This is a genomic window from Streptomyces sp. NBC_00989 (assembly GCF_045162655.1).
Classification (GTDB): Bacteria; Actinomycetota; Actinomycetes; order Streptomycetales; family Streptomycetaceae; genus Streptomyces.
Genome location: NZ_CP108728.1, coordinates 9,810,860 through 9,835,971, shown reverse-complemented (window position 1 = coordinate 9,835,971; position 25,112 = coordinate 9,810,860). Strand labels below are relative to the sequence as shown.

Here is a 25,112-nt window from a genome sequence, read left to right as displayed (position 1 = left end):
TCAACTGACCCGCGCCGACCACCCGTTCATCGAGCCGCCGTGCAGGTCGTACGGACGGTCGGCCGCGGTCCGCTTCGTGGTGCGTTCGCGGCCCGCCGCCCGCCGCCCGCCGCCCAAGTGACCGTACTCACATGGCGCCTTGGGAACTCACTCCTGCGCCGCTCCGACTCCTGTTGCGTCCATCCAGTTGGTCGGCGACCGCGCCCTTCGCCTCTCCTCTGCTGATGCGACCCCGTCGTGAATCGGATGACGGATGCCTCACGGCGTCCCGGAGTTGGGGGTTTCGTGATCGCCGCGAGCGGACTGCGCTGGATCCTGAGCCTGATGTTCGCCATGCCGGTCCTGTACGGGGTGTGGCGGATGGTTCTGCCCGCCACGGGGCTGGCCGAGCGGGCGGATCACTTGTGGCACGCGGCGATGGGGGTGCTGATGATCGCCATGGCCTGGCCCTGGGGCATGGACCTGGCGGCGCTTCCGCAGGTGGTGTTGTTCTCGGTGGGCGGGTTGTGGTTCCTGGCGGCGGCCCCCTTCCGAACCGGTGACCGTACAAGGCGCCGAGCGGTACTCGCCGCCCTGCCCCATGTGGTGATGATGGGCGCCATGGCCTGGATGGTGGCGGCGATGGAGTCCTCAGGCGGTATGTCCGGGCACACGGAGGCGGCCGGTGCGCATGACATGGCGGGAATGGACATGTCGGGCAGTTCCGGTCTGGCCGCCATGAGTCTGACCGGGACAGGGCCGCGAGTGACGGCGGTGCTGTTCGCGGTGGTCCTTGGGGGTCTTGGCCTGTCCTGGCTGACCCATGCTCTCGACCGGACCAGGGAAAGAGGCACCGTCTCAGAACGTGAACAGCCGGACGGCGGGGCCGCGTTGGAGGCGGTAAGCCAGGGCGGGGCCCTGTCCCCGGCGTGCCATGCCGCGATGGCGTTGGGGATGGCCGTCATGTTCGCCCTGCTCGTGTGACGTCACACGGCAACTGCCCGTGGGGCGCGGGACGGACCCCACGGCTCCGTCCCGCGCTTCCGTTGTTTTCGTCGACTCCGGGTGGGGAGGAATCGAGGGCCCGCCCATAGCCGTAGGGGCGGCTGGCGGAGCGCGCGGCGTCAAGAGGGGTGGGGCAATGTCCGAGATACTCGGGACGTCCAGGAGCACTGCGGATGGGGCATGGCCCTGGGAGCACCCCGTCACCGAAAACCGGAGACTACGCACTGCACGACGACTTCTGAGCGAAGCGTGGTCCTTGTCGGTGCTGACCACGGGGCTGCTCGCCAGTGGGTACGCCTGGCTGGGGTTCATCGCCGGAGGCACAGCGGGGGCGCCGCTCGGTGCCGTCGCGGGACTTTCGACGAGCACCTTGCTGCACCTGCTCGTCAGCCGAGCGGTGTCGGGTCCGCGTGGTCGGCGTCCTGCCGGGCCAGGACTGCCCGGCCGCCCCACGACGGTACGGACACCTGGAGGCGGCAGCGGCTCCGTCACCTGATCTGCCGCCTCCGGGGAGGACAACGGGGGCTCGTGCCGGTCAGCTTCCGGAGGTGGTCGCGGTCGTCTGCGAAGTGGGCGTGCGGCGGTGCCGGTTGGCGCCGACGGCGAGGTCGACGACCAGGAAGATGGCGAGCGGGATGCCGAAGAGCGGGATCACCCAGCCGACCGCGGCCACCACGACGATGCCGATCGCCACGGTCCGGGAGGGCAGGCCGCGCCAGGCGCCGCGCGCGGGCGGGGTGCCGAGGAGGGCGCGGCGGTCGGCACGGGTGGGGCGGCGCTGCCACCACATGCGGTAGCCCCAGAGGATGACGGAGATCAGGCCGATGGCCAGGAGGGCCAGTGCGATCTGGTTGAAGATGCCGAACAGGGTGCCCATGTGGGCGTTGATGCCCCAGCGGGTCACTTTGGACAGCACCGGCCAGTCGGCGAAGTCCACCCGGTCGACCACGGTGTCGGTCGAGGCGTCGACCGCGACACTGTCCCGGCCGACCGGCCACAGGTTGCGGGTCTGCGTCACGGTCCAGGCGGTGGTGCCGTCCGCCGGTACGGCTATCTCCACCGTGCCGCTCAGACCGTCGTCACGGGCCGCTTTGAGCACGCCGTCGATCTCGCTCGGGTCGACGCTCTTGGCGGCGGCGGAACCCTTCGCCTCGGTCAGGGTGGTGGACACCCCGGGCGTGCCGGAGCGCAGCGCGTCCAGGGCCTCGCCGAAGTTCGCGCCGGCGTAGCGGGACCAGGTCAGACCGGTGGCGGAGAGACCCAGCAGACCGATGGCGAGCCACACACCGGTCACGGCGTGCCAGTTGCGTGTGCGCCGTACGCCCTTCTTCGTGCCCCGTTCCGGCAGGAGCAGGCGCCGCGCGGTCCGGTTGCCGCGCTGACGGCGCCACCACAGGATCAGGCCGCCGAGGACGAGGACCCACAGCCAGCTCGCGGCGATCTCGGAGTAGTACCGGCCGATCGTTCCCAGGTGCAGGTTGCGGTGGAAGGCGTCAAGCCATGTCTTGACGGGCGTGTCGGCGTACCAGGTGGTCAACTGCCCGCGCACCTTGCCCGTGTACGGATCGACGTAGACGGTGTGCGCGTTCTCCCCGAGCTGGGGCAGGGCGAAGTCCACCTGGGTGGTGTCGTCGCCGCTGCCGGGGCGTACGGCGGTCAGGGTCCCCGTCGGATGTTCCGCCCGTGCGGCGGCCACCTGCTCCGACAGGGGGCGGACACTGCCACCGGCGTGGGAGACGTGCAGCTCCTTGCCGTAGACGAACGAGTCCAGCTGGGGCGTGAACGTGTAGAGCAGGCCGGTCACGGCCGCGACGAGCAGGAACGGCGCCACCAGGACGCCGGCGTAGAAGTGCAGCCGCACCAGCAGTGCGCCGAAGCCGCCCTGCCGGCGTGCCGGGGCGGCGGTCTCGGTGACGGTCGTGATCGGCGCTGCCGCTGGTTTCTCTTTGATCGCTCCGCCTGGTTCGGACAGGTCGGGGGTATCGGAGTTGACGGACATCAATCCCACCTCGTGCGGTGTCGGCGGTGCGCGAGGCACCGGGATCCGTGCAGGAATCGACGCCCGCTCGATGTGAGTCCCCGCGGCATCGCTCCACGGCCCGCTTTCGGCCGCTGCGTTGAAACAGTCGGATGGGCGGGCCTTTGAGTTCCCGCCCGCTCCGTGAATTTGGCGGCGTGGACGCCCAGTTCCTCTGACAGCCGGCCGCGCGAGGGCATGCGTCGAACCGGACCGGGGACCCCCTCTCCGGCCCGGCGGCCCAAGAACGGGCCTCACCTCATTCGGTGCCGCTCTCCTCCAGGACTCTCCGGCGGCGCAGGCCACGGATGGTGAGGAACCCGCCGCCCGCCACCACGGCGGCGCCACCCGCCAGGACGGTCACCCCCGTGGTGCGGCCGAGGCCGAGGAAGGTCTCGGACGTCCCCGTATCCGGGGCCGACAGGCTCAAGTGCGAGCAGACGGAAGGAGTTCCGGCGGGCTTGGTGCTGGCGACGGCCTCGAACTGGAAGGAGTTGGTCTGGGCGTCGCCGTCGCCCGCGGTGATCGAGTAGGTCAGGGTAATGATCCCCGCGGGCAGCGGGGACACGGCGGCGCAGGCCGTGGTCGTGTCGGTGACGACAGGCTGTCCCACGGGTATCGCCTCGCCGTCGGGTCCGACCATGCTGATCTTGGGCGCGATCCCGACTGTCAGGTTGTTGAAGGTCAGCCGGACCACGCTGGTGCCCGCGCCGACCTTCGCGCCGGGGGCTGGTGCCGCGTCCTTCAGCCCGGTGTGGGCGTAAGCGGGTGTGCCGCACAGGAGCAGCAGTACACCCGCCCAGCCGAGCGGCGCGGCCGTCGCTTTCAGAAGTCGAAGTCGGCGCATGCGATCCGGTTGTCCTGTGCCTCGTTGGGGTGGATCACGATTGCGACCGCGCCCTTGCCGGTCTTGCGGGAGTTGTTGACCGTCGTCATGCCCGTACCCGACTTGTCGGCGGTGAACATGAGGTGGATCTCGTTCGGGGGCATGGCCGCCCCGCCCTTCTCGAACTGGAAGTGCTCCCCTCCGTTGTCGGCGGAGCAGTGCTGGGCGTGAAGGTGCGCCATGTAGACGTGGCCGGGCTTGAGGCCGGTCAGGGAGACGGTGACCGTGGTGCCCTTGGAGCCCTGGGCCAGCCAGGCCGTGCCCTTGACGTTGTCCATGCCCGGCGGGCGGGTGTCGAGCATCTTGAAGGTGCCCTTCACCACGCTCGCGCCGGAGATCTTGTAGGCGGGCGTGGCCGAGGGGTCCCCCATCGCCATGCCGGACATCCCGTCCATGCCGTGGGCGGAGGACGACGCGGTCTTGGCGGAGGTGTGGTCGGCCGTATGGCCTCCGCAGCCGGTGGCGAGGGCCGTCGCGGCAGCTACCAGGGCAGCGCAAGCGGTAAGTCGGTTCCTGCGGTGGGTGGTTCGGGGCGTCAGCGCGTCGCCCGACGTGGATGCGCGGACAAGTCTGTTGTGGTGCATGGGATTCCCGATCGATCAGCGGAGCGGAGAGCATGCGCCGTCGCTGCGGTACAAGCAGGCAGACGGGCGTGCTCCGGGCCGGGTGGAGGAGCCGGCATACGCAAGCGCGTACGCCGATCCAGGGAATGAACCGGCCCTGGCCAACGCCGAAAATCCACAGGGGAGTTCGGGGGCGTTAGACGAACAGCGGGCCGGGTGACAGGCGCGGGAGCGCCGAACTGGCCCTGGGTGGCCCTCTGCGGATGACGGCGTGTTTCAGTACGGCGGAAACAGTCGGCTGAACTTCCGCCACGCCCACCGCGGTTCGACCCACGAGGTTGCGGACTTCGCGCACCGTGCGCGCCAGCATGCGACGGACACGCCGAAGCGGCGCGAACAGCGCCACGGCCAAGGCTCGGCCGAGCCGGTAGGCCGCCGTCTCACCGCGCCAGAGCCAGAGTCCGCATACGACAGCGGCCAGCAGATGGGCCAGGAACATCCCGGTGGAGCCGTGCCGCGCCATGACGGACTCCAGCGGCAGCATGCCCGCCGTGCCCTTTGTCCCGGCGCCCTGCATCACCATGCCCGAACCCGAGTGACCCATGTCCATCACCATGCCGGAAGGGGAGAACCCCATCCCGTGGTCCATGCCAGGAGCCGCTTCCGTCCCCAATATGCCGACGAGCGAGTGGGCCGCGTCGAACAGCAGATGCAGCAGCCCCTGAGCAACGGCCGTCGCCCCGACCACAGTTATGGCACCGCGTTCGCGGCCGGTCAGCCACCAGGCGCCCGTCGCCGTCCCGGTGAACGCCAGGACCAGCGTCCACCACGGCGGGAGATCACCGGACATGACGGCGTGCCCCAGTGCCGTAGTCACCACGCAGACAGCCGCGAAGACGGCCGCCCGCAACGGACGCAGAGTGCCTACGCTCTCCGCGGTCCATACCGTGCGGGTCCCCCGGCGTGTTCCGCCGCCGCGGCACCTCCGGGGCATCGCACAACTCCTCGAACCGATGGGCTTCTCGGTTCCTTACGGGCGGGAGCAACCAGGCGTTCACACCTGGGAGTTCACACCTCGGAGTTCGTCTCTTTCACAACGGCACGAGCGGTACTAGCGTCGGCGGAGTACACCCCGCTTTTCCCTCATCCTTGGGGTTGTCATGATCCACACCCGTGAACTCATCGAAAGTGTCACCAGCGAGAGCATCCTCGGCGGCGAGGTGCTGGCCGAGGCCATCGACGTACTCGCCGCCTGCGAGACAGCCGTCACCGCATGCGCGACGGGCATGCTCGCCGAGAAGGACGCCGACGGGCTGCGCACGGCCATCGACCAGGACCTGGACTGCGCCGACGTCACCGCCACGACCCGCCGGATCCTGACCCGCCACAGCAGCCACGACCCGGCGCTGCTCACCGCCCAGGTCGAAGCCTGTCTCATCGTCTGTCAGCGCAGCCACGACCTGTGCGGCGGACACGCCGAGCACCACGAGCACTGCCGTATCTGCGCCGAGGCCACCGGCCACGCCGCCGACGCCTGCCAGGACGTACTCAACGCCGTACGTACCTGAAGCCCGTGAGGTCAGTCCCGCGAGGGTGGTGACGGCGGGCGCCCGGACACCGCCCGCTCCACCAGCAGGTACAGCAGCCCGCTGACCACGAGGCCGAACAGGAAGCCGACGACGGCACCGACCATGCCCGCGATCACCTCGCCCAACCAGCCGTAGCCTCCTGCCAGCACCGCCAGGGTGGCGGCAGGCAGCAGCCACGCCGAGCCGCCGCTCCCTGTCCTGCCTCTGCCTGATTCCTGGTCCCAGGGCCACACCGCGTGCGGCCCGTTCCGCCGGATGCGTGGCATCGCTCAGGCGATGGCTATGCCGTCCAGCTTGCCGGCCTTCGCCTCCTCCACCAGGGAGGCGAACTGCTCGACGCTCATCTGGACGCGCTGGCCGAAGTCGTCGGTGAGGAGAACGCGGCGCTCCGCGGGTGCGCTCGGGTCGACGAACAGTTGCGGGCAGCCGCAGTTGCAGTTTCCGCAAAAGGTCGCCAGCGGTTCCAGGCCGTTGATGTCGCTCATCGTGCACTGCCTTTCGGGGGATTCGGGCGGCCGAAGGCGTGTCGATTACCTGGGGCCCGGTACAGCCCTGGGCATACCCCCGGGCGCACGACGCGACGCGCCCGCGCGCAGAGGGACGGAGGCTCGGTCCTGTGCTGACATGCGCCTGTTCACTCCCGATGCTTCCGTTTCATCGCGCGTCTCGGGAACCGATTCCGCTGCCTCTACGACTACGTGAGGAGGTGTCATTCGATTCGCTGACGAGGCGTGGTGCGGACGCCATGAGGCCGGTTACGCAGTCACCGAGCAGCAGGCCGCCCGAGGCCACGTCACCACCACCGTCACACGGCTGTTCACACCATCGTCAGGAGCATCACAGCGGTGATGCCCGCCATGGCGATGCGGACCACCGGAACAGCCTCTGCGCGCGACGATCCGTCCGAGACCACCTGCCGCCACAGGATGACGGCCATGGACAGGATGAAGTAGAGCGCCAGGGCGGCGCAGGCGATCGCCCATCCGGAGACCGTCCCGGCCATCGTCATGCCCGGGTGCGCGTGGACCGGGTTCGCGGACCGCATGGCCAACACCATGCACACCATTGCTCCGCAGGCCACCGCGTGCTGGAACCAGTGCGCTCCCCCGTGCCGGTGGTCCGGGCGCACGGCCTGGCGCGCTCCGGCCGCCGCGCACGCCACTCCCGCGAGCACGAACAGGACCGGCCACCAGCCCACCGCGATGAACATGCCCTCGGTCGCGGGGCACACCATCGCGGCCATGCACGCGCTCATCAGTACGTCGGCCGCCACGCCGGGCCGTGAGAAGGTGTGGTGGCCCGCGAGGCGAGGCAGCTCGGAGGCGCCCATCACGAGCGCCATGCCCGCGGCCACCCATGCGATCGGCCCGAGGTCCACGGCTGTTCCTCCTTCACCGGCCGGGAAAGCAGGACGTGTTGAGGCTGCCCGAAGCCACCGCGAAGGAACCCCGGTCGGCCGTCGCGGTGGAGGCTAGGGTGGGGGCGTGAGCGACACTCTGACCATCGGTGTGCTGCTGTTCGACGATGTCGAGGAACTCGACGTGGTCGGCCCGTGGGAGGTTCTCGGATTCTGGGCGTCCCACATCGCGTCAACTCCCGTGCGCATGCTGGCCGTTGGGCCGGAGGCCGGGGTGGTGCGCGGTTCGAAGGGGCTGGGGCTCATCGCCGACCACACCGCGACCGACGTGCCGGCGTTCGATGTCCTCGTCCACCCCGGCGGCAACGGCACGCGCGCCCTGGTCAAGGATTCGGCGCACCTGGAGTGGCTGCGGCACCTTCATACGCAGGGCACCGTGCTGGCCAGCGTGTGCACCGGTTCGCTGGTGCTCGCCGCCGCCGGTCTGCTGGCGGGCCGCCCGGCGACCACGCACCGGGACTACCTCGACAGGCTCGCGAAGATCGACCCGTCGGTCGACGTACGGACGCGGGACCGCTACGTGGACGACGGCGACATCGTCACCAGCGCCGGGGTGTCGGCCGGCATCGACATGGCTCTACATCTCGTCGCACGCTACGGCGGGGCCGAGGCGGGCGAGTTGACCCGGGCCGGGATCCAGTACGAGGCCCCGGAGCCCGTGGCGGATTCCGGGGCCTGACCGGCGGGTCAGCGTGCGGCGGGCTCTGCGGCAGTTGGGTCGACCTGAGCCTCCGCCATCTCGTCGCGGGCGAGCGGCTGGGCATCGTAGGTGATGCGGATGACGCCGTCGGCGTGCCGCTCGGCGCTCGCCCGTACGCCGAAGACGTCCCTGAGGATCTGCGGAGTCAGTACGTCCAGGACCGGCCCGGCGGACACCACCGCTCCCTCGTGCAGGACGACGAGGTGGTCGCAGAGTCGGGCGGCGAGGTCGAGGTCGTGCAGGACCGCGAGCGTGGTGATGCCGGTGGCGCGGATCAGGTCAAGGAGCTCGAACCGGGCGCGGATGTCGAGGTGGTTGGTGAGTTCGTCCAGGACGAGGAGTTGGGCACTCTGTGCCAACGCCCTTGCCAGCAGGACGCGTTGGCGTTCGCCGCCGGACAGGGAGGCGTAGTCGCGGTCCGCGTACGGTCGTACGCCGCAGTGGTCGATGGCTTCCTCTACGGCCCTGTGGTCCTCGGCGCCGTCGCGTCCCAGCAGGCCGTGGTGCGGGGCGCGGCCCAGGGCGACGATCTCCGCCACGGTCAGGCCGGTGGTGTTGCCGGTGGCGTCCTGGAGGACCGCGGCCGTGCGGCGGGCCGCGGCGCGGGCGGACAGCGTCCATACGTCGTCCTCGCCGACCTTGACGACACCGTCCGCCGGGCGGAGCGAGCGGTAGACGGCGCGCAGCAGGGTCGATTTGCCGCTGCCGTTGGGGCCGACGAGGCCGACGATGTCGCCCTTGCGGGCCTCAAGGCTCACGCCGTGCAGGATCGGACTGCGGTCCAGGGTGATGCGGAGCCGGTCGACGGTCAGTTTCACGAGGCTTCAGTCCAGACCCTTGTTGTGGCGCAGCAGCCACAGGAAGAAGGGGGCGCCGAGGAGGGCGGTGAGGATGCCGAGCGGCAGTTCGTTGGGGCGGTTGAGGGTACGGGAGAGCAGGTCGACGAGGACCAGGTAGACCGAGCCCAACAGGGCTGTCAGGGGCAGGAGTCGGCGATGGTCCGCGCCGGTGGTGAGGCGGACGAGGTGCGGGATCATCAGGCCGACGAAGCCGATACTGCCGGCGACGGCGATGACGGTTCCGGTCAACAGCGCGCTGAGCACCAGGAGCACGGCGCGCAGCCGGTTGACGTCGACGCCGAGCGCGGTGGCGGACTCATCGCCTGCCAACAGGACGTTGAGCCGCCGCCCGAAGAGCGTCAGGAGCGCGGTGGTGACCAGCACGACCACCGTGACCGTGGGGAGTTGGTCCCACTGGGCGCCGGCCACACTGCCCAGCATCCAGAACATGACCGTGCGCAACTCGGTTGGCGTCGCCTGGAGTTGGACGAAACTGGTCGCCGAGAGGAAGACATAGCCGACGGCGACCCCCGCCAACACCAGCCGGGTCGGCGCGAGTCGGCCTTGTCGCTGTCCGAGGGCGAAGACCAGCGCGCCCGCCACCACCGCGCCGATGAAGGCCGCCGCCGACACCCCGAGCCCGGCCAGCGCGGCACCGCCGCCCAGGGTGATGACGAGGACCGCGCCGAGCGTGGCGCCGTAGGAGAAGCCCAGCACGATGGGGTCGGCCAGCGGGTTGGACACCACGGTCTGCAGCACCGCGCCCGACACGGCCAGGGCCGCGCCGACCAGGGCGGCCAACACCACCCGGGGCGTGCGGAAGTTCCAGACGATCTGGTCGAGCGCCGGATCACTCGGTGGCTTCCCCGCGCCGGTGACGTGGTGCAGGACGATCGCCCACACGTCACCGAGCGGGATGGTGACCGCGCCGATGCTGATCGCCACGATCATCGTGGCGGTCAGGGCGACGGGCAGCAGGGTGAACGCGAGGGTGATCTTCAGCCGGCCGGGTCGGCTCAGAAGGCGTCCGGGTGCAGTGCCTTGGCGATCTTCTCCACGGCCAGGTCGTTGCTGGGGCCGAGGTACATCGAGTCGGACAGCGTCACGTACGTGTTGTTCTTGGCGGCCGGCCACTGGGGGAACTCCTTCAGCAGTTTCTTGGCGTAGGCCGCCGGGTTCGGGTCGTTGTAGGCGATGACGACGAGGGCGTCGACATCGGTGGCGGCCACCTTCTCCTTGCTCAGGTCAGCGAAGGAGGTCTCGGAGGCGTTCTCGAAGGCGTTGGAGCCGCCGGCTTTGGCGAGGATGTCGTTGTAGATGCCCTTGGCGACGACCGAGCTGAAGTCGTTGCCGCCCATGGACATGTTGGAGAACAGCACCATGACCTTGGGGGTCTTCGTCTCCCCCTTGACCTTCGCCGAGACGGCCGCGATGTTCTTCTCGGAGGCGGCGATCAACTCCTCCGCCTTGTCAGTGACGTTGAAGACCTTGCCCATGTCGCGCAGCAGCGTGTAGCTGTCTGCGATGGTCATCTTCGCGGTGTCCTGGTCGCATCCCTGCGGGGAGACATAGCTGTTGGCGCCGACGGTCTTCAACTGGTCCCTGGTAGCGAAGCCGTTCTTCTCGTCGAAGCCGTACGAGGTGGTCGACAGGACGAGATCGGGGCGCAGGCCGAGCATGGCCTCGCGGGGGATGTCGTAGGCGTCGTTGAGCTTCACGTTCCCTGTGGGCAGGGCCTTGATGGCGGCGGTGCGGCCCGCGACCTCGGACATGCCGTAGGTCTGCTGGTTGGCGACGATCTTGTCCTGGAGGCCGAGGGCGAGGAGGGTGGAGACCTCGGCGACGGAGGCGCCGTTCATGACGACGACCCGGCTGGGGGCCTTCTTGAAGGTCTCGGACTGTCCGCAGTTCTTCAGCGTCACCGGGTAGCCGGTCTTCGACACGGCGGCCTCGGTCGTCGTGCCGCTCGCCGTGTCGCTGTCCGAGGAGTCGCCGCATGCCGCCGTGAGGAGGCAGAGGGCTGCGGCCAGGGCGGTGACGGCCGGCCGGTTGATCGACATGCGGGCTCCTTGCGTACGGGGTCTACTCATGGGCTGAGGGGTTCTGTTGCAGTAGTCGGGGCGAGGTGGTTGCGAGTTCCCGGCAAGTCCCGCTTATTTGGCGGCTGTTGCCGGAGTGGGCAGCACACCCGCGGCGACGCAGTGGTCCAGGTAGCCGAAGACAAGGTCCCGGTCGGCCGGCGGGCTGGTGATGCCACTGCCTTCCAGGCCGACACGGACGTTGTCGGCCCGGACGTGGCCGAGGCGCAGGTCGGTCGGCGCGGCCCGGTCGGCGGAATCGAAGAAGGCCAGCGTCGTGGCGGCGACGTCGGCCGTGCGGGGCAGTTGCTCGCGCCAGCGCGCCAGCGGCAGTCGCCGTAGCGGATAGCCGTATTCCTGAACCCAGTCGTAGACGTCACCGAGCCGCACCCGGGGCAGGGTCGCGTGGTGGAAGACCGGACCGGCTGCACGGCCGGGGGTGAGGCAGAGGTGGACGAGGGAGCGGGCCACGAAGTCAACGGGCGTCCAGACCTCGTCCTCGAACAGGTCGGGGACGATCCCGGCGGGGATGCCGGCCCGCAGCACGCTCCACAGGAAGTCCCGCTCGTTGACGTATCCCGTGCCGGACGGGCCGACCACCCGGCCCAGGCGGTGCACGGTCACCGGCAGACCGCGCTCGGCCGCCTGCTCCAGCAGCCGTTCCGAGGCCCACTTCGACTGCTGGTAGCCGTAGCGGAGTCCCTCGTGCGGCGGCAGGAATGCCTCCGGCACCTCGGGGCTGTGGCTCGCGGGCGGGGCTACGGACAGGGTGGAGACGTAGTGGAGGGGTGTCGTGCGTACGGCGGCCAGGCGCAGCAGTTGGCGGGTGGACTCGGTGTTGGCGGCGCGCAGGGTGGCGTAGTCGCGCATGATGCTGACGGTCGCGGCGTTGTGGAAGATCGCGTCGCAGGTGGCGGCGAGGTCGGCGAGCGTGTCGCGGGTCAGGCCGAAGTCGGGGCGGGCGAGGTCGGCGGGGAGGGCGGTGACACGGTGGCGTGCCCGCTCGTCGAGGGCGATGCCGTGACGTTCAAGTGCCTTGCGGATGCGGGTAGTTGCTGCTGCTTGATCGTTCGCCCGCACCGTGCAGACGATCTCGGCCGACGTGTCGGTGAGCAGTTGCGCCAGCAGGTGTACGCCTACGAAGCCGGTCGCGCCGGTGAGGAGGATGCGGCGGAGGGCGGCGTCTGGGGCGCGGCTGATGCCGGGGCGGATGCCCGGGTCGAGGGCGGTTTCGGCGAGGAGGGTCGGCGGGAGTCCTGCCGGTGTGAACGATGGTTGGGCGTTCTCGCCGAGGAAGCCGGCCAGCCCAGCGGCGGTGGGGTACTGGAAGAGCCACGCGACCCGTATCTCGCGGCCGAGTTCGACGCCGAGGCGGTTGGCCGCCTGGATGGCCTGGAGGGACTGGGCTCCCAGGTCGAACACGTCGTCGTCCACGGCGAGGGTGTCCGTGCCGAGGATCTGTCGCCAGACGGCAGTGACGTTCCGCTCAAGGGGGCTGCCGGTGGTGGGGAGTCGGGGCACTGATGTCCGGGTCAGGGCGGCCCGGTCGATCTTGCCTGAGCTCGTGCGGGGCAGCCGGTCGAGGAGTTCGATCGCGGAGGGGATCATTGCGGCGGGCAGCCTGGTCCGCAGGTGTTCCCTGACCTCGGACGCGGATGGCGCCGGTGACTCGGCGACCACATGAGCGGCCAGGCGCCGGGTGCCGTCGGGCAGGGTCTGGCCCACCACGGCGGCCTCCCGGACGCGGGGGTGGGTGAGCAGGGCGCTCTCGATCTCGGCGGGCTGGATCCGGTGGCCGCTGATCTTGAACTCGTCGTCCGCCCGCCCCAGGAAGCGGAGTTGGCCGTCCTCACCGATGTCAACCAGGTCGCCGGTGCAGTAGGCGCGGGGGGCGCCGGGAAGCGCGGTGAGAGGTGCGAAGCGGGAGCTGTCCGGTACTTCGCCCCGGTAGCCACGGGCCAGGGCGGCGCCCAGCAGGTACAGCTCGCCGCTGACGACGGCTGCCCGGGTGCCCGGCAGCGGCAGGCCGATGGGTACGTCGCCCGGGGGGAGGGTGGGGTCGTGCAGGTCGGCGACGGTGGCGACCACAGTGGCCTCGGTCGGTCCGTAGGTGTTCAGCAGCGCGACAGACGTGCCGACGGCCTTGCGCCAGCGGTCGACCCGTTCGGGCAGGGCCGCCTCGCCGCCGATGACGACGGTCCGCACGTTCTCCGGCAGCTCGGCGGCGCCGGTCGAGAGCGCGTAGGCCAGTTCGTGCCAGTAGGCGGTGGGCAGGTCCAGCACGCTGACGCGCAGGCGGGCGCACTCGTCCAGGAAGCGCGGCACGGACTCGGTCATGTCGTCGGCGCGGATCACCAGCGTGCCGCCGGCGCACAGGGTGAGGAAGAGTTCCTCCACACTGGCGTCGAAGTGCAGTGGGGCGAACTGCAGGACGCGGTCGCCCCGTTGGATCCCGTATCGGTGCGTGGCCGCCGCGACGAAGTGCGCCAGCGCGTCGTGGCCGATCTCCACTCCCTTGGGGCGGCCGGTGGATCCCGAGGTGTGCAGCACGTACGCCAGGTCCGCGAGTTCGGGCGCCGACGGCACTGTGGGTGTGGCGGGCTCGGAATCCGGCTGTTCCAGGGCGAGTACGGTCTGCTCCGGGAAGCTGGCCACGCGGTCGCCGGTCGTCACCACGAGCGCCGGAGCGGCGTCGGCCAGGAGGTGGGCCGTGCGGTCGGCGGGGGCCTTCGGGTCGAGGGGGCAGTAAGCGGCGCCCGACAGCAGGACGCCCAGGATGGCGGTGACGGCGTCGATTCCCCGGGGCAGGGCCACCGCCACCACATCGCCCCGGCCGACGCCCCGGGCGGCCACGCGGCGAGCCATGTCCCGTGCGGTGCCGAAGAGTTGGGCGTACGTGAGGGTGTCCCCGGCGTGCTCCAGGGCGACGGCCGTGCCCCGGCGGGCGGCGTGGTCGGCGATGAGGCTCAGCACCGGGCGGGCGGGGGCGGGCAGCGGGTCCCCGGTCAGGACGCGGACGGCTCCGGCGGCGGAGGTGCCCGCCAGTTCTCGAAGCGGCCGGTCGGGGGCGGCGACCGCCCCGTCGAGAAGAGCGAGCAGGCCCTCCTGGAAACCGGCCACCTCGGTCCTGGTATACAGGTCGGGATTGGCGTCCAGGGCGATGCGCAGGCCGGTGCCGTCGGAGCGGTCGTAGACGTTGACGGCCAGGTCGTCGACCGGTCCCGCCGACACGTTGTGGACGGTGCTGCGGTGGCCGGCGAACCGCAGGTCGTACTCGAACGGCATGATGTTCACGCCGGGCCCGGACAGTCGGCGCTGACCGCCCACGAGCTTCAGGTCGCGCCGCAACTGCTCGTAGCGGTAACGCTGGTGGGGCAGTCCGGCGCGCAGTTCGCGGGAGACGCGGCGCGCAAGGTCGCGCAGAGTGTCGTCGGGGGTGACGGGCACGCGCAGGGGCAGGATGTTGCGCACCATGCAGGGGACACGCAGGGAGACCGAGCCGAGGCGGCCCATCGCGGGCAGGCTCAGGACGATTTCCGGGGCGCCGGTGACCTGGTGCAGGTGGGCGACGGTCGCCGCGAGCACCACCTCGGACCACGTCACCGACAGGTCGCGGGCGACCGTGCGCAGGGTGGCGGACCAGGCCGCGTCGAGGTCGGTGACGTGGCGGTGGAAGGTGCGGGCGGGGAGGGCGGAGCGGCCGGCCGGGCTGGCCACCGGCGGGCGGTCGGCGTAACGGTCGGTCCAGTGGGCGCGGTCCTTGGTGTGGCGGGCGGACGCGCGGTGGGCCAGCTCTTCGGCGCGGACGGACTCCAGGGTGCCGAAGCCGCTGTCCGGGACGGGTTCACCCGCCACGAGGGCCGTGTAGACCTGGGCCACGCGGCGGGCCACCAGGGAGAGGCCGAAGCCGTCGAGGGCGATGTGGTGGACACGGTGGTACCACAGGTACTGCTCCTGCCCGGTTCTGAGCAGGGCGTGGCCGAAGACCGGGCCGCGGGTGAGGTCGACGGGGCGGGCCATGTCCTGGTCCATCCAGGCCAGGGCCGCGGCGTGGGGATCGGGTTCGGTGGTGAGGTCGGCGATGTGGGTGCGCCAGTCGCCGGCCGGGGTGTCGAGCTGCCAGGGGTGGCCGGTGTCGTCGGTGACGAAGGTGACGTTCAGGGCCTCGGTCTCGGCGACGACGTGGTGCAGGGCGGTGTCGAAGACCGCCCTGTCCACGGGCCCGTCGATGCGTACGTATTCGGCGGTGTTGTAGGCGGGGCTGTCCGCGTCGAGTTGCTGGCCTGTCCAGATGCCCTCCTGGGCGGCCAGCAGTGGGTGACGCCCGGCGGCTGACGTGCTGTCAGGTGTCGGCACGTGCTGCTCCTTTCCGGCGTTCTTCCAGCAGTTGCCACCACTGGGCGAAGGAGGTCCGTTCGGCGAGGTCGATGAAGGTCACGTCGGCGCCGGCGGCCTGCCACCGCTCCAGCAGGGTGACGATGCGCAGGGAGTCCAGACCCGCGTCCAACGGGCTCTCCTCCAGGTCGATTTCGTCGGGCGGCAGGAACAGGCACTCCGCCAGGTCCGCGCGGAAGCTGTCCGGGGTGAGGGGTTCAGGCATGCGGGTTCTCTCTCGGTGGCTCGACGAGGGCGCGGGGGTGAGGAACGGGCGTTGTGCGGCACGTCAGTTGACCTTGCGGTCGGCGTCCGTCCAGAGGCGGTCGCGCAGTTCGCGGCGGAGGATCTTGCCGCTGGGGTTGCGCGGGACGCTGTCGATGAACTCGTAGCGGGCGGGCAGCTTGAAGTTCGCGAGCTGCGGGACGAGGAAGGTGTGCAGGTCCCGGGGGCTGGGCTGTTGGTCAGGGGCCGGGACGATGAAGGCGTGCACGTACTCGCCCCAGCGTTCGTCGGGGGCGCCGACGACGACGGCCTCCGCGACGCCGGGGTGGCCTTCCAGTACGTTCTCGATCTCGGCCGGGTACACGTTCTCGCCGGCGACGAGGATGGCGTCCTTGATCCGGTCGCGGATGAAGACGTAACCGTCCTCGTCGACATATCCCGCGTCTCCGGTGTGGATCCAGCCGTCGACGAGGGTGTCCGCCGTTTTCTCGGGCAGGCCCCAGTACTCCACCATGCGGGCGGGGGTGTGCAGGCACACCTCGCCGACCTGGCCCGGCGGGAGTTCGCGCCCTTGGTCGTCGATGACTTTGGAGCGCACGCCGGGGTAGGGGTGACCGGCGGCCTGCATGAGAGGACCGCCGGGGACATGGGCGGCCGGGGGCAGGCAGACGGCGGTGTTGCCGGTCTCCGTCAGGCCGTAGATCTGGGCGAACTCGCAGTCCAGGACGGCGAGGCTCTGCTCCAGCAGCGCCTCGGAGATCGGGGAGCCGCCGTAGACCGTCTTGCGGAGCGTGGCGAAGTCCTCGGCGCTGACGCCCGGTTCGGTGAGCATCATGCGGAGCATGGCCGGGACGACACAGGCGGTGGTGATGCCGAGGTCGCGGATGAGGTCGACGGCCGGGCGGGCGGCGAACGCGCGCATCGCGACGACGGTCGTGCCCGCGTTGAAGTTCTGGGTGGCCCACCACAGGCCGCCGACGTGGAAGCCAGGGATGCCGACCAAGGCGATGTCTCCGGAACGCCAGTCGATCCAGTCGAGACCCTCGCTCGCCAGGGCGTCACGGATCGCGAAGAAGCTACGGTGCGCGAGCACCACCCCCTTGGGCAGGCCGGTGGTGCCGCTGGTGTAGAGCTGGGCAACAGGAGTGTCGGGAGTCGGATCGAACTCCGCTTTATCGACCGGGTGTTGCTGACGCCACTGCTCCAACTCCCCGAGCGGTACGACCGTTTCAGGTGGCGCGGTCGGCATACCCGCCACGACCGGTCTGAACTCGTCCTCCAGGAAGAGGAGTCGGGTGCCGGAGTCCTGGAGGATGTGGCTGACCTCTGGCGCGGTGAGCCGCCAGTTGACGGGCACGAGCACGGTGCCGCTCTTGGCGCAGGCGAAGAGGATCTCGTAGTAGTGCTCGGACTCCTTGCCCAGGTAGGCGACCCGGTCGCCCGGTGCGAGTCCGGCGGCCTGCAGAGCGCGGGCGATGCGGTTGCTCTCGCGGTGCAGATCGCCGTACGTCAGGCTGCGGCCCTCGCAGAGCACGGCGAGGATGTCGGGTTGGTGCTCGGCGTGGAAGCGGGCGGTCTGGACGAGGGTGCGCAGTTCGGGGTGATGGATCCGGTCGGCCGCCGGCGGCTGTGTCGCCGTGGATGTCTCCATGGGCAGTCCTTCGGTGTTCAGGGGATGTTGACGAAGGCGAGGGTCGCCTCGCCGTCGCTCCGGCCGCCGTCGGCGTCCCAGTAGCGGTACGACGTCTCGGCGTGCAGGAACGGGCTGGCGCCACCGGGGGCACGCCGGGTGACGGAGCGGAACGCCAACTCCCCTTGGAAAGAACGGGGGGTGACCGGGCGGCGGAAGGTGCCGGCGAAACGGGCGATGAGGATGTCCGGGAGCTGGTGGCGCCAGAAGTCGTCCAGGGTCCAGGTCTCGAACCCGGTCAGGAGTCCTTCCCCTACGGACTTGGCGACCAGGTAATACATCATCTGGTTGTAGGCGATGTTGGCCTCGACCGAGTTCAGGTGGCCGGTGTCGTCGATGTAACAGGACTCCGGGATCGCGAACTCGCAGCGCGCCGAGGCGAGTCCGGCTCCTGCTCCCGCCGTGACGAGGGCGCTCTTCAGGTACTTGCAGTGCGCCTTGTAGGGCACGAGCACGCGGGTCAGCAGCTCCTCGTCCGTGGGGTACGAGCGCCGCGGCGAGGCGGTCCCGGTGCGGTCGGCGGCGGGCGCGCTCACGCGGCCTGGATCCCGTCGTGCAGCTTGCGGTCGTCGTGGACGGTGACGCGGTACGAGACGGTCGGCTCGGGTGTGGTGGTGTGGCGGGCGCGGTGGATGAGGCTGCGGTTGTCCCAGACCAGCAGGTCGCCCTTCTCGAAGCTCTGCAGGTGGATGTTGTCGTGCTCGAAGGTCTCGTCGAGCTGGCCCGTGGCGTCGAACAGGCGCTTGAGGAGTTCGTCGTCGAGCGGGTTGCCGTCCGTGTCCTCGATGCCGACGGTGAAGCCCTCGCTGATGTAGAGGACGGTCTCGCCGGTGAGGGGGTGGGTGAAGGTGGTGGGCTGGCGGACGGCCGGGGTCTTGGTCTCGACCTCCTCGATGATCTCGGAGATCGGGCGGTAGACGTCGTGCGGGCGGATCTTGAAGTACTTGCGGACGGAGTGCCGGCAGAAGGTGCCCTCGATGTCCCTCTTCAGCTCGACCGGCAGCTTCTCGTACGCCCGGCCCATGTCGATGAAGTACGTGCCGCGGTTCTTCTCCGGGACGACCTGCGGGTGGATGAGGGTGAGGCCGAAGGGGTCGGGCATGAACTGGTAGTCGGCGTGCCAGAACTTGCCGGTCTTCGGCACGCCTATCTGCTTGCCGTTCTCCGGCACGTTGGAGGAGACGAATATCTCCGGGACCTCCGGGTGCTGGTACATGGGCTCGTAGTAGGTCTCGGGGCGGCCGAGGCGCTCACCGAGCGCCAGGAACTGCTCGGGAGTCAGGTCCTGGCCCTTCAGGACCGCGATCTTCTTCGTGTAGACGGTCTGCTTGAGCCACTCGACGTCGACGTCGGAGGCGGTGGCGTGGTCGAAGCCCTCGACGCTCGCGCCGAGAAACGTGCCGGGCTGGTCGGTGATCTTCACGTGAGGGTGCCTTTCGGGTGCATGGTGGTCGTAGGAGGTCGGAGTGGTTCGGGCGACCTGTGTCGGGGGGTCAGACGGTCTGTCTCGCGTCGATCAACTCCGCTGTGTCCGCGAGGGTGAGGGTGGGCCGCAGTTCGCTGTCGTGGACGGTGACGCCGAGGTCGCGCTCGATGCGGATGCTGATCTCGACCATCGTCAGCGAGTCGACGTCGAGGTCGGCGAAGGTCGCCTCGGGCGTGAACCGGTCGGCCGAGGTGTCGTGGAGTCTGGTGATGATCTCGACCAACTGGTCATAGGTGGTAGCACTCATGACAGGGTGTCATCTCCTGTGTGATGCGGGACGAAGGGGTCGTGGGTTCGGATGGGCGGCGGCAGTTCCGGCCAGGTCAGCAGGCAAGAGCCCCAAGTGAGTCCGCCGCCGAAGGCGGTGAGGAGGAGCCGGTCGCCGGGGCGGAGCACGCGCCGGGCGGCGGCGTCGGCGAGGGCGAGCGGGATGGAGGCGGCACCGGTGTTGCCCACGGCGTCGACGTTGGCGACGCAGCGTTCCCGGGGCAGGCCGAGGTCGTCGGCGACTGAGTGCAGGATGCGCAGGTTGGCCTGGTGGGGCACGAAGTGGTCGACGTCGTCGGTCTTCCACCCGGCGCTGGTCAGGGTGGCGCGGGCGGAGGCGGCCATGCGGGTCACCGCGTGCCGGTAGACCTCGTTGCCGCGCATCGCGAAGTGCCGCTCCGCGCGGGTGGGTTCGCCTTCGGCGGAGCGCCCGCGGGAGCCCCCCGCTGCGACCATGATCAGGTCCTCGTGCGTGCCGTCACTGCCGAGGTCGAAGTGGCCTATGGCGCCCGGTTCGTCTTCGTCTCCGGCGCGCAGGACGACGGCTCCGGCGCCGTCCCCGAAGATGATCGCGTTGGCCCGGTCCAGCGGGTCCACGATGGTGGAGTAGGTGTCGGCACCGATCAGCAGGACCCGTGCCGCGACACCGGAGGCGATCAGCCCTGCCGCCGTGGCGAGGCCGTAGACGAATCCGGTGCACACCGCGCCGACATCGAAGGCCGCCACCCCGTTCAGACCGAGTCGCGCGGCGACCGCGGGCGCGGTAGCCGGGCAGGGGCGGTCGGGTGTGGTCGTGGTGACGATCACGGCGTCGACCGGATCCGTCCCACCACGGTTCGTCTCGGCCGGGTCGAGTCCGGCGTTGCGCAGGGCCAGTCGGCCGGCCTCGACGGCCAGGTCGGAGGTGGCCTGGCCCGGTTTGGCAATGTGGCGACAGCGGATCCCTGTGCGGGTGCGGATCCAGGTGTCGTCGGTGTCCAGCCGTTCGGCGAGTTCGTCGTTGGTGACGACACGGGGCGGCACCCATCCGGCCACTCCGCACAGGACGGCGGCCGGAGCGGACGTGCTGGAGGTGTGTACGGGCACAACGGTTCTCCTGAGTGTGCGGTACGGGGGTGACGGGCCGTCGGCCCCGGGATGTCGAGGGGCGGACTCGGCCTATCCGGCCGGAGCCGTTCTGCGCAGGGCGAAGGTCAGCAGCACGCCGCAGCCGATACCGGCCGCTATCGCGAACACGGCGATCCGGATCCCGTTCAGCAGGGCGTCACCGGGCGGGCTCTGTCCGACGCCGCCCGCGAGCGCCACGAGCAGGGCGAGGCCAACCGCGCCGCCCACCTGGAGACTGGTGGAGGCCAGCCCGGACGCCACGCCCTGGTCCTCGGGCGCGACCCCGGACGCGGCGACGATCCACATGCCGGTCCACGCGGCCCCCTGGCCGAGGCCCAGCAGCACGATGCCGGGCAGCAGCAGCGGGTACGAGCCCTCGCCGGTGAGTGCGAGTCCGAGCGCGACGGCCCCGGCCGCCCCCAGGGCCATGCCGGCGGCCAGCATGCGGCGCACGCCGATCAGCGCCACCGCCCGTTCGCCGACCTGGGTGCCGATGGCGGTCACCACGGCCGGGACGAGGAAGGCGAGCCCGGTCAGGAGCGCGCTGTAGCCGCGCACGGTCTGGAAGTAGAGGGTCAGGAAGTACGGCAGTGAACTGAAGGTCGCGCTGTAGAGCGCGGTGACGGCCATCGCGGAGAACAGACCCCGGTGGGCGAACAGCCTCGCCGGGACCAGTGGATCGCGCGAGCGGGTCTCGACGACAGCGAAGCAGCACAGCAGGGTGAGCGAGAGACCGGCGCTCACCAGGGCGGGCGTACTGGTCCAGCCGGCTTCCGGCGCGTGCACCAGCAGGAACACCAGAAGGGTGATGCCGCCGGTCGCGGCCAGAGCGCCCGCCACGTCGAACCGCCGAGTGGCGGTCCGCACTGCGTCCGCGGGGAACAGGGCCCGTCCTGCCCAGGCGATGCCCACCGCGATGGGGACGTTGACGAAGAACACCGACGGCCAGCCGAACGCTTCCACGAGCACACCGCCGAGCAGGGATCCGAAACACAGGCCGCCGGCCCCCGCCGCGCCCCACACCGCCAGAGCGCGGTTCCGGGCGGGCCCCTCCTCGTAGATCGTGTTGATCAGGGAGAGCGTGGCCGGGAACAGCAGCGATCCGCCGATGCCCTGCACGGCCCGGACGGCGACGAGCGCGCCGGGGGACTCCGTGAACCCTCCCACCAGGGAGGAGCCCGCATAGATCAGCGCCGCCGTGACGAACGTCCGACGGCGGCCGAGCAGATCCGCCGCCCGTCCGCCCAGCAGCAGGAAGCCACCCGTCGTCACGACGTAGGCGCTCACCACCCATTGCAGGTCATGGGCGGAGAAGTCGAGGCCCGCGCCTATCTCGGGGAGCGCCACATAGACGATGTTGTAGTCGAGCGCGATGACCAGCTGGGCCAGTGCCAGCACGAGCAGGGACAGCCGGGCGTGCATCAGTCGATCCCTCCCCAGGCATGGATGGAAAACGCCGACGCATATCGAATGCGTCGAGGAATTTCGGCCACGATAACAGCCGGAAGAAGGCTTGAGAATGGCCGAAATGGAAAGTCACAGAGAGGCATTGATTTGCCTTTCGGGCAGCACTCCGAACCAGCAGCACAGAACTGCCGGTTGCTTTTCCTGAGCCTTTTCAGGTATCTGTCACTCCCCCATCAGGCGCCTTATCTCCGTGATGAGAGCAACCAGAGCCTGCCGTTCGGGAAGGGTCGTTTCCGGGTGCCACAGGTCGACGAGCAGGCACGTCCGCGGTCTTTTCCCGTCATTGCGCGCCTCATGCTCGAAGGAGTAGTCGAAGAGCAGGCAGCAGCCTTCCCGCCAGGTGCGGGTCTGACCTGCCACGGTGATGCTGCACCCGTCCGGAATGTCGACGGCGAGATGCAGGTTGATGCTGAAGTTCCACAGGTCGCAATGCGGGGCGATCGAAGCCCCGGGCAGCAGTGTGGAGAAATGGGATTCCAGTAGTGGGCAGATCGTCCCGGTGTCGACGGCGAACTCTTTGAGCACCTTGTACGCGGTCGGCACCGTGTCGGCCGATTCCTCGACCAGGTTTCCACCCCGGTAGAGGTAGAGGGCCTGCCAGTCCTCCTGCCGGGTCAGGTAGTGCTCGTAGTCGGAGAACACCTCACGCCGGACCGTCCAGGCGGAGTTCAGTTCTTCCTTGACGGCCGGGTGGGCCGATTCCAGTGCCTCGACCACCGGGAGCAGTTCGGGATAGGCGTAGGGGTCGTGCCACGGAGCCTGAGACAGTCCCGGCATGATCCACTTGGCGCCCTTCTGGAGCGGGTGCCGCGGTCCGCCTCCGCCGGGCTCCAGCATGCGCTCGACGCGGGTGATCGCGTCCGCGCCGTGCTCGGCTCTGATCGCCGCGAAGGCGTCCTCTATCTCTGGCGTCATACGGACCTCCCTGACCGGTGCCACGGCCCTGCGCGGGGTCGAGCCGTCGCACTAGTAGTCGGGGGCGGGGCGGGATGAGTTCCCGCAACTTTCCATCAACTCAACTGAAATGAAAGGGAGTTGGTAGTTCCGGGTGGCTCGGCACACGGGACGGGCGGCGCGGTGCCCTGCGCCGGTAGCGGCATGGCGATGTCCACCCGAAGGCCGCACAGCACGGTGAGTACCGGGTCGTCGGTCGACACCATCAGGGTCACGGGCAGCCCTGCGAGCAGATCCGCCAGTGTCTCCCGGTCGGCCGCGGTCAGCCCGGCGGTCGGATCGTCCGCCAGCAGTACGCCCGCGCCCAGAGCCACACAGCCGATGACACGCGCCAGGTGCAGCAGCTTCACCTGACGTCGCGTGAGACTGCGCAGCGGGCGGGCCACGAGCCTCCCCACTCCCAGCCGTTCGGCGGCCTGCGCAGCCGCGGCCGGGTGTGCGCTGCGCGCCAGTACGGTGGCGGCCGGCACCGTGCGCCCGGTCACGCCAGGGTCACTCGGCAGCCACGCGCACGCCCTGCTCCGCCACGCCCGCTCGGCGGGCGTCCGGGTGTCCCGACCGCCCACCGTGATCACTCCGCCGGTCACGGGGTGCAGGCCGGTCACCGCGCGCAGCAGCGCCGTAAGCGTCCCGGCGGCCGTACCGGACAGCGCCACCCGCTCTCCGGCAGGTACGTCAAGAGACACGCTCGGCACGTTCGGCGCCCAGATCACCGCCCTGAGATGTACGTCCAACGCGGGTACGTCGTACGGCGACACCGTGTACGTCGGTGCGAGCCGTGGGGATCGCCTTCTGTTCTGTCGCACGTCCCAGTAGTCGTGCTGCCGATCTGTCGAGTTCCCGTGAGCACGTTGGTATCCGCATCGCCGACAGGATCATGTGAGGGCCGGCGCCTGCCGGGAGGCGCCGGCCTTCACGTCACGCCGCCTGGACGGCCTGGGTCTCGGCTTCGCGCAGCAGGCGTTCCAGGGTGGTCCGCGCCCGGGCGACCCGGGATCGGATCGTGCCGACGGGGCAGCCGATGAAGCGTGCCGCCTCCTCGTACGGCAGACCGACCACCTGGGTCAGTACGAACGCCTCACGTCGCTCGTCGGGCAGCGCCTCCAGCAGGTCGAGGAGCGCGATGCCGTCGTCGAAGCCCGGTAGGTCGCAGGGCTGGGTGCGTTCCAGGGCCAGTTGCCAGTCGTGCGCGTCGGCCAGGCGCGGGCGGACCGCGGCCCGGCGGAAACTGTCGGCCACGGCGCGACGGGCGATGGACAGCAGCCAGGTGCGGGCCGAGGCGCGGCCCTCGAAACCCGGGAGGCTGTCGAGGGCCCGTACGAACGTGTCCTGGGTGAGGTCGTGCGCGGTCTGGGGGTCGCCGCTGAGATGGGCGACGTAGCGCAGTACGTCGCCATGGAGCGCACGGACGAAGTGCTCGGTCGCGTGGGGATCGCCGTTTCGGGCGGCAAGCGCCCAGGCGGTGGCCGAGGCGTCCGCCTCGGCACGCTCCGCCCGGCGGGGAGGGGGCAGCACAGAAGTGATCACGTGGTGTCCTTCTCGGGTCGTCCGGGGCCGACGTCCCGCAATGGGGCACGGCTCTCCGGCACATGGGGTGCGGCCGTACGCGATGGGTACGGCGATGCCTGGGGCTCGTCGCGCGCTCGTCGGCCGCACGAAGAGGTGTGCAGCCCTGGGGAGATCCGCGCCGGAGCGCGGTATGACGAGGAGCGGGTGAGCCCCCGGTGGGTCCGGCTGTCTCAGACGACAGCGGGGCCCGTGGGCGGTCCCCGGGAGGTGACGGAGTAGCAGAGAAGGAAATGGGCCAGAGACGACCGGTACGCGGCGGTGCGGCGCCTGCGCACGGACGGGCGACGAGCCGGTACCGGCAGCGCCAGCAGCATCCGCAGGGGAGCCACCAGCCGTGCAGCCGCCGCCCGCAGGACGCGGAAGACGGCGCGTTCGCCGTACGCGAGCCACAGCCCGCACAGGACAGCGGCGAGGAGGTGCGCGGCGAGCATGCCGAGCGAGGCACTGCCCGTCATCGTGTGCGCGTGCCCCATTCCGCCCGAGCCGTGCGCCATGTGAGCCATGCCGCTCATGTCCATGGAATCCATGGACATGGTGTCCGAGGAACCCATGTCCATTCCGCCCATGCCTGCCGGCGCGTTACCACTCCCGGGCATCAGGTTCTGGCCCAGGGAGAACGTCTCGTGGAGCACCGTCTGGGCGGCGACCACGACCGTGACGATCAGCCCGCGCCCGCGCTCACGGCCGGCCAGGAACCAGCCGGCCATGCCGGTCGCGGCGGCGCCGCCGCCCATGGTCCACCAGGGGACGGGAGTGCCGGACATCATCACGTGACCGAGGGCGGCCAGCAGCACGCAGGCGGCGGCGAACACACCCGCCCGCAGCGTGCGGAACCACCCTCCGACAGTCATAGCGCGCCCATCTTTGCACCCGACGTCTGATCGTCATCAGGGGGTACGG

The 25,112-nt window shown here is 70.2% G+C and carries 25 protein-coding genes; 3 read left to right on the top strand and 22 right to left on the bottom strand.

Annotation, left to right across the window (positions count from 1 at the left end; genetic code table 11):
- The first annotated feature begins 246 nt into the window (after positions 1–246).
- Entirely contained in the window at positions 247–963 is a 717-nt protein-coding gene (locus OG714_RS44235; protein WP_328935039.1) for a DUF5134 domain-containing protein, read from the top strand.
- 556 nt (positions 964–1,519) lie between these two features.
- Here OG714_RS44235 and OG714_RS44230 read toward each other — a convergent pair.
- From OG714_RS44230 to OG714_RS44215, 4 genes are all read right to left on the bottom strand, one after another.
- A complete protein-coding gene (locus tag OG714_RS44230) occupies positions 1,520–2,983 on the bottom strand; it encodes a PepSY-associated TM helix domain-containing protein (protein ID WP_406129654.1) in 1,464 nt (487 codons plus the stop codon).
- A 277-nt stretch (positions 2,984–3,260) separates the two neighbouring features.
- The gene (locus OG714_RS44225) at positions 3,261–3,848 is read right to left on the bottom strand and encodes a copper resistance protein CopC (RefSeq protein WP_406129652.1); all 588 of its coding nucleotides are present in this window, start codon (positions 3,846–3,848) and stop codon (positions 3,261–3,263) included.
- Positions 3,827–4,471, bottom strand: a complete 645-nt coding sequence (locus OG714_RS44220) for a superoxide dismutase family protein (protein ID WP_328935036.1) — start codon at positions 4,469–4,471, stop codon at positions 3,827–3,829. Before OG714_RS44220 ends, OG714_RS44225 begins: the two co-directional genes overlap by 22 nt.
- Before the next feature lie 175 nt (positions 4,472–4,646).
- Positions 4,647–5,300 carry a hypothetical protein gene (locus OG714_RS44215; RefSeq protein ID WP_406129650.1) on the bottom strand — a complete coding sequence of 218 codons (654 nt, stop codon included), beginning with the start codon at positions 5,298–5,300 and terminating at the stop codon, positions 4,647–4,649.
- 310 nt (positions 5,301–5,610) lie between these two features.
- On the opposite strand from OG714_RS44215, the gene OG714_RS44210 reads away from it, so the two are divergent.
- On the top strand, positions 5,611–6,018 hold the full coding sequence (locus OG714_RS44210) for a hypothetical protein (RefSeq protein WP_328935034.1): 408 nt from the start codon (positions 5,611–5,613) through the stop codon (positions 6,016–6,018).
- Between the two features lie 11 nt (positions 6,019–6,029).
- Here the strand turns inward: OG714_RS44210 and OG714_RS44205 are convergent, their stop codons facing one another.
- The 3 genes from OG714_RS44205 to OG714_RS44195 form a co-directional block, all read right to left on the bottom strand.
- Positions 6,030–6,305: a hypothetical protein gene (locus OG714_RS44205; protein ID WP_328935033.1), complete on the bottom strand. Its 276-nt coding sequence runs from the start codon at positions 6,303–6,305 to the stop codon at positions 6,030–6,032.
- A 3-nt stretch (positions 6,306–6,308) separates the two neighbouring features.
- Entirely contained in the window at positions 6,309–6,524 is a 216-nt protein-coding gene (locus OG714_RS44200) for a hypothetical protein (protein WP_328935032.1), read from the bottom strand.
- Between the two features lie 332 nt (positions 6,525–6,856).
- Positions 6,857–7,417 carry a DUF5134 domain-containing protein gene (locus tag OG714_RS44195; protein WP_328935031.1) on the bottom strand — a complete coding sequence of 187 codons (561 nt, stop codon included), beginning with the start codon at positions 7,415–7,417 and terminating at the stop codon, positions 6,857–6,859.
- Positions 7,418–7,523: 106 nt separating this feature from the next.
- Here OG714_RS44195 and OG714_RS44190 point away from each other — a divergent pair, with 106 nt between their 5' ends.
- Entirely contained in the window at positions 7,524–8,135 is a 612-nt protein-coding gene (locus OG714_RS44190) for a DJ-1/PfpI family protein (RefSeq protein WP_328935030.1), read from the top strand.
- Between the two features lie 8 nt (positions 8,136–8,143).
- Here OG714_RS44190 and OG714_RS44185 read toward each other — a convergent pair whose 3' ends face one another.
- The 15 genes from OG714_RS44185 to OG714_RS44115 form a co-directional block, all read right to left on the bottom strand.
- Positions 8,144–8,974 carry an ABC transporter ATP-binding protein gene (locus tag OG714_RS44185; protein ID WP_328935029.1) on the bottom strand — a complete coding sequence of 277 codons (831 nt, stop codon included), beginning with the start codon at positions 8,972–8,974 and terminating at the stop codon, positions 8,144–8,146.
- Between the two features lie 6 nt (positions 8,975–8,980).
- Positions 8,981–9,946, bottom strand: a complete 966-nt coding sequence (locus OG714_RS44180) for an iron ABC transporter permease (RefSeq protein WP_026179484.1) — start codon at positions 9,944–9,946, stop codon at positions 8,981–8,983.
- Positions 9,947–10,011: 65 nt separating this feature from the next.
- Positions 10,012–11,055, bottom strand: a complete 1,044-nt coding sequence (locus tag OG714_RS44175; protein ID WP_406129647.1) for an ABC transporter substrate-binding protein — start codon at positions 11,053–11,055, stop codon at positions 10,012–10,014.
- A 93-nt stretch (positions 11,056–11,148) separates the two neighbouring features.
- Complete coding sequence (locus tag OG714_RS44170; protein ID WP_406129645.1) at positions 11,149–15,429, bottom strand: amino acid adenylation domain-containing protein; 4,281 nt, start codon at positions 15,427–15,429, stop codon at positions 11,149–11,151.
- Positions 15,416–15,673, bottom strand: a complete 258-nt coding sequence (locus OG714_RS44165; protein ID WP_406129643.1) for a phosphopantetheine-binding protein — start codon at positions 15,671–15,673, stop codon at positions 15,416–15,418. The genes OG714_RS44170 and OG714_RS44165 overlap by 14 nt, the downstream gene beginning before the upstream one ends.
- 63 nt (positions 15,674–15,736) lie before the next feature.
- Positions 15,737–17,323 carry a fatty acid--CoA ligase gene (locus tag OG714_RS44160; RefSeq protein ID WP_406129642.1) on the bottom strand — a complete coding sequence of 529 codons (1,587 nt, stop codon included), beginning with the start codon at positions 17,321–17,323 and terminating at the stop codon, positions 15,737–15,739.
- Positions 17,324–17,340: 17 nt separating this feature from the next.
- Positions 17,341–17,898 (bottom strand): FcoT family thioesterase, encoded by a 558-nt coding sequence (locus OG714_RS44155; protein WP_406129640.1) that lies wholly within the window; start codon positions 17,896–17,898, stop codon positions 17,341–17,343.
- A complete protein-coding gene (locus OG714_RS44150) occupies positions 17,895–18,785 on the bottom strand; it encodes a TauD/TfdA dioxygenase family protein (RefSeq protein WP_406129639.1) in 891 nt (296 codons plus the stop codon). The genes OG714_RS44155 and OG714_RS44150 overlap by 4 nt, the downstream gene beginning before the upstream one ends.
- A 70-nt stretch (positions 18,786–18,855) precedes the next feature.
- The gene (locus tag OG714_RS44145; protein ID WP_019072994.1) at positions 18,856–19,095 is read right to left on the bottom strand and encodes an acyl carrier protein; all 240 of its coding nucleotides are present in this window, start codon (positions 19,093–19,095) and stop codon (positions 18,856–18,858) included.
- The gene (locus tag OG714_RS44140) at positions 19,092–20,201 is read right to left on the bottom strand and encodes a beta-ketoacyl-ACP synthase III (RefSeq protein ID WP_406129637.1); all 1,110 of its coding nucleotides are present in this window, start codon (positions 20,199–20,201) and stop codon (positions 19,092–19,094) included. Before OG714_RS44140 ends, OG714_RS44145 begins: the two co-directional genes overlap by 4 nt.
- Positions 20,202–20,273: 72 nt before the next feature.
- Positions 20,274–21,644: an MFS transporter gene (locus OG714_RS44135; protein ID WP_406129636.1), complete on the bottom strand. Its 1,371-nt coding sequence runs from the start codon at positions 21,642–21,644 to the stop codon at positions 20,274–20,276.
- 207 nt (positions 21,645–21,851) lie between these two features.
- Positions 21,852–22,604 carry an aspartyl/asparaginyl beta-hydroxylase domain-containing protein gene (locus OG714_RS44130; protein ID WP_406129634.1) on the bottom strand — a complete coding sequence of 251 codons (753 nt, stop codon included), beginning with the start codon at positions 22,602–22,604 and terminating at the stop codon, positions 21,852–21,854.
- Between the two features lie 95 nt (positions 22,605–22,699).
- Positions 22,700–23,329 (bottom strand): ATP-binding cassette domain-containing protein, encoded by a 630-nt coding sequence (locus OG714_RS44125; RefSeq protein ID WP_406129632.1) that lies wholly within the window; start codon positions 23,327–23,329, stop codon positions 22,700–22,702.
- Between the two features lie 232 nt (positions 23,330–23,561).
- A complete protein-coding gene (locus OG714_RS44120) occupies positions 23,562–24,170 on the bottom strand; it encodes a sigma-70 family RNA polymerase sigma factor (protein WP_406129630.1) in 609 nt (202 codons plus the stop codon).
- 212 nt (positions 24,171–24,382) lie between these two features.
- Entirely contained in the window at positions 24,383–25,063 is a 681-nt protein-coding gene (locus OG714_RS44115) for a hypothetical protein (RefSeq protein WP_406129628.1), read from the bottom strand.
- Positions 25,064–25,112: the final 49 nt, after the last annotated feature.

What these genes read in the sequence shown, in the direction of transcription:
- OG714_RS44235 (WP_328935039.1), top strand. Translation starts at nt 247, where the DNA reads ATGACGGATGCCTCACGGCGTCCCGGAGTTGGGGGTTTCGTGATCGCC.
- OG714_RS44230 (WP_406129654.1), bottom strand. Translation starts at nt 2,983, where the DNA reads ATGTCCGTCAACTCCGATACCCCCGACCTGTCCGAACCAGGCGGAGCG.
- OG714_RS44225 (WP_406129652.1), bottom strand. Translation starts at nt 3,848, where the DNA reads ATGCGCCGACTTCGACTTCTGAAAGCGACGGCCGCGCCGCTCGGCTGG.
- OG714_RS44220 (WP_328935036.1), bottom strand. Translation starts at nt 4,471, where the DNA reads ATGCACCACAACAGACTTGTCCGCGCATCCACGTCGGGCGACGCGCTG.
- OG714_RS44215 (WP_406129650.1), bottom strand. Translation starts at nt 5,300, where the DNA reads ATGTCCGGTGATCTCCCGCCGTGGTGGACGCTGGTCCTGGCGTTCACC.
- OG714_RS44210 (WP_328935034.1), top strand. Translation starts at nt 5,611, where the DNA reads ATGATCCACACCCGTGAACTCATCGAAAGTGTCACCAGCGAGAGCATC.
- OG714_RS44205 (WP_328935033.1), bottom strand. Translation starts at nt 6,305, where the DNA reads ATGCCACGCATCCGGCGGAACGGGCCGCACGCGGTGTGGCCCTGGGAC.
- OG714_RS44200 (WP_328935032.1), bottom strand. Translation starts at nt 6,524, where the DNA reads ATGAGCGACATCAACGGCCTGGAACCGCTGGCGACCTTTTGCGGAAAC.
- OG714_RS44180 (WP_026179484.1), bottom strand. Translation starts at nt 9,946, where the DNA reads ATGATCGTGGCGATCAGCATCGGCGCGGTCACCATCCCGCTCGGTGAC.
- OG714_RS44175 (WP_406129647.1), bottom strand. Translation starts at nt 11,055, where the DNA reads ATGTCGATCAACCGGCCGGCCGTCACCGCCCTGGCCGCAGCCCTCTGC.
- OG714_RS44165 (WP_406129643.1), bottom strand. Translation starts at nt 15,673, where the DNA reads ATGCCTGAACCCCTCACCCCGGACAGCTTCCGCGCGGACCTGGCGGAG.
- OG714_RS44160 (WP_406129642.1), bottom strand. Translation starts at nt 17,323, where the DNA reads ATGGAGACATCCACGGCGACACAGCCGCCGGCGGCCGACCGGATCCAT.
- OG714_RS44145 (WP_019072994.1), bottom strand. Translation starts at nt 19,095, where the DNA reads ATGAGTGCTACCACCTATGACCAGTTGGTCGAGATCATCACCAGACTC.
- OG714_RS44135 (WP_406129636.1), bottom strand. Translation starts at nt 21,644, where the DNA reads ATGCACGCCCGGCTGTCCCTGCTCGTGCTGGCACTGGCCCAGCTGGTC.
- OG714_RS44130 (WP_406129634.1), bottom strand. Translation starts at nt 22,604, where the DNA reads ATGACGCCAGAGATAGAGGACGCCTTCGCGGCGATCAGAGCCGAGCAC.
- OG714_RS44115 (WP_406129628.1), bottom strand. Translation starts at nt 25,063, where the DNA reads ATGACTGTCGGAGGGTGGTTCCGCACGCTGCGGGCGGGTGTGTTCGCC.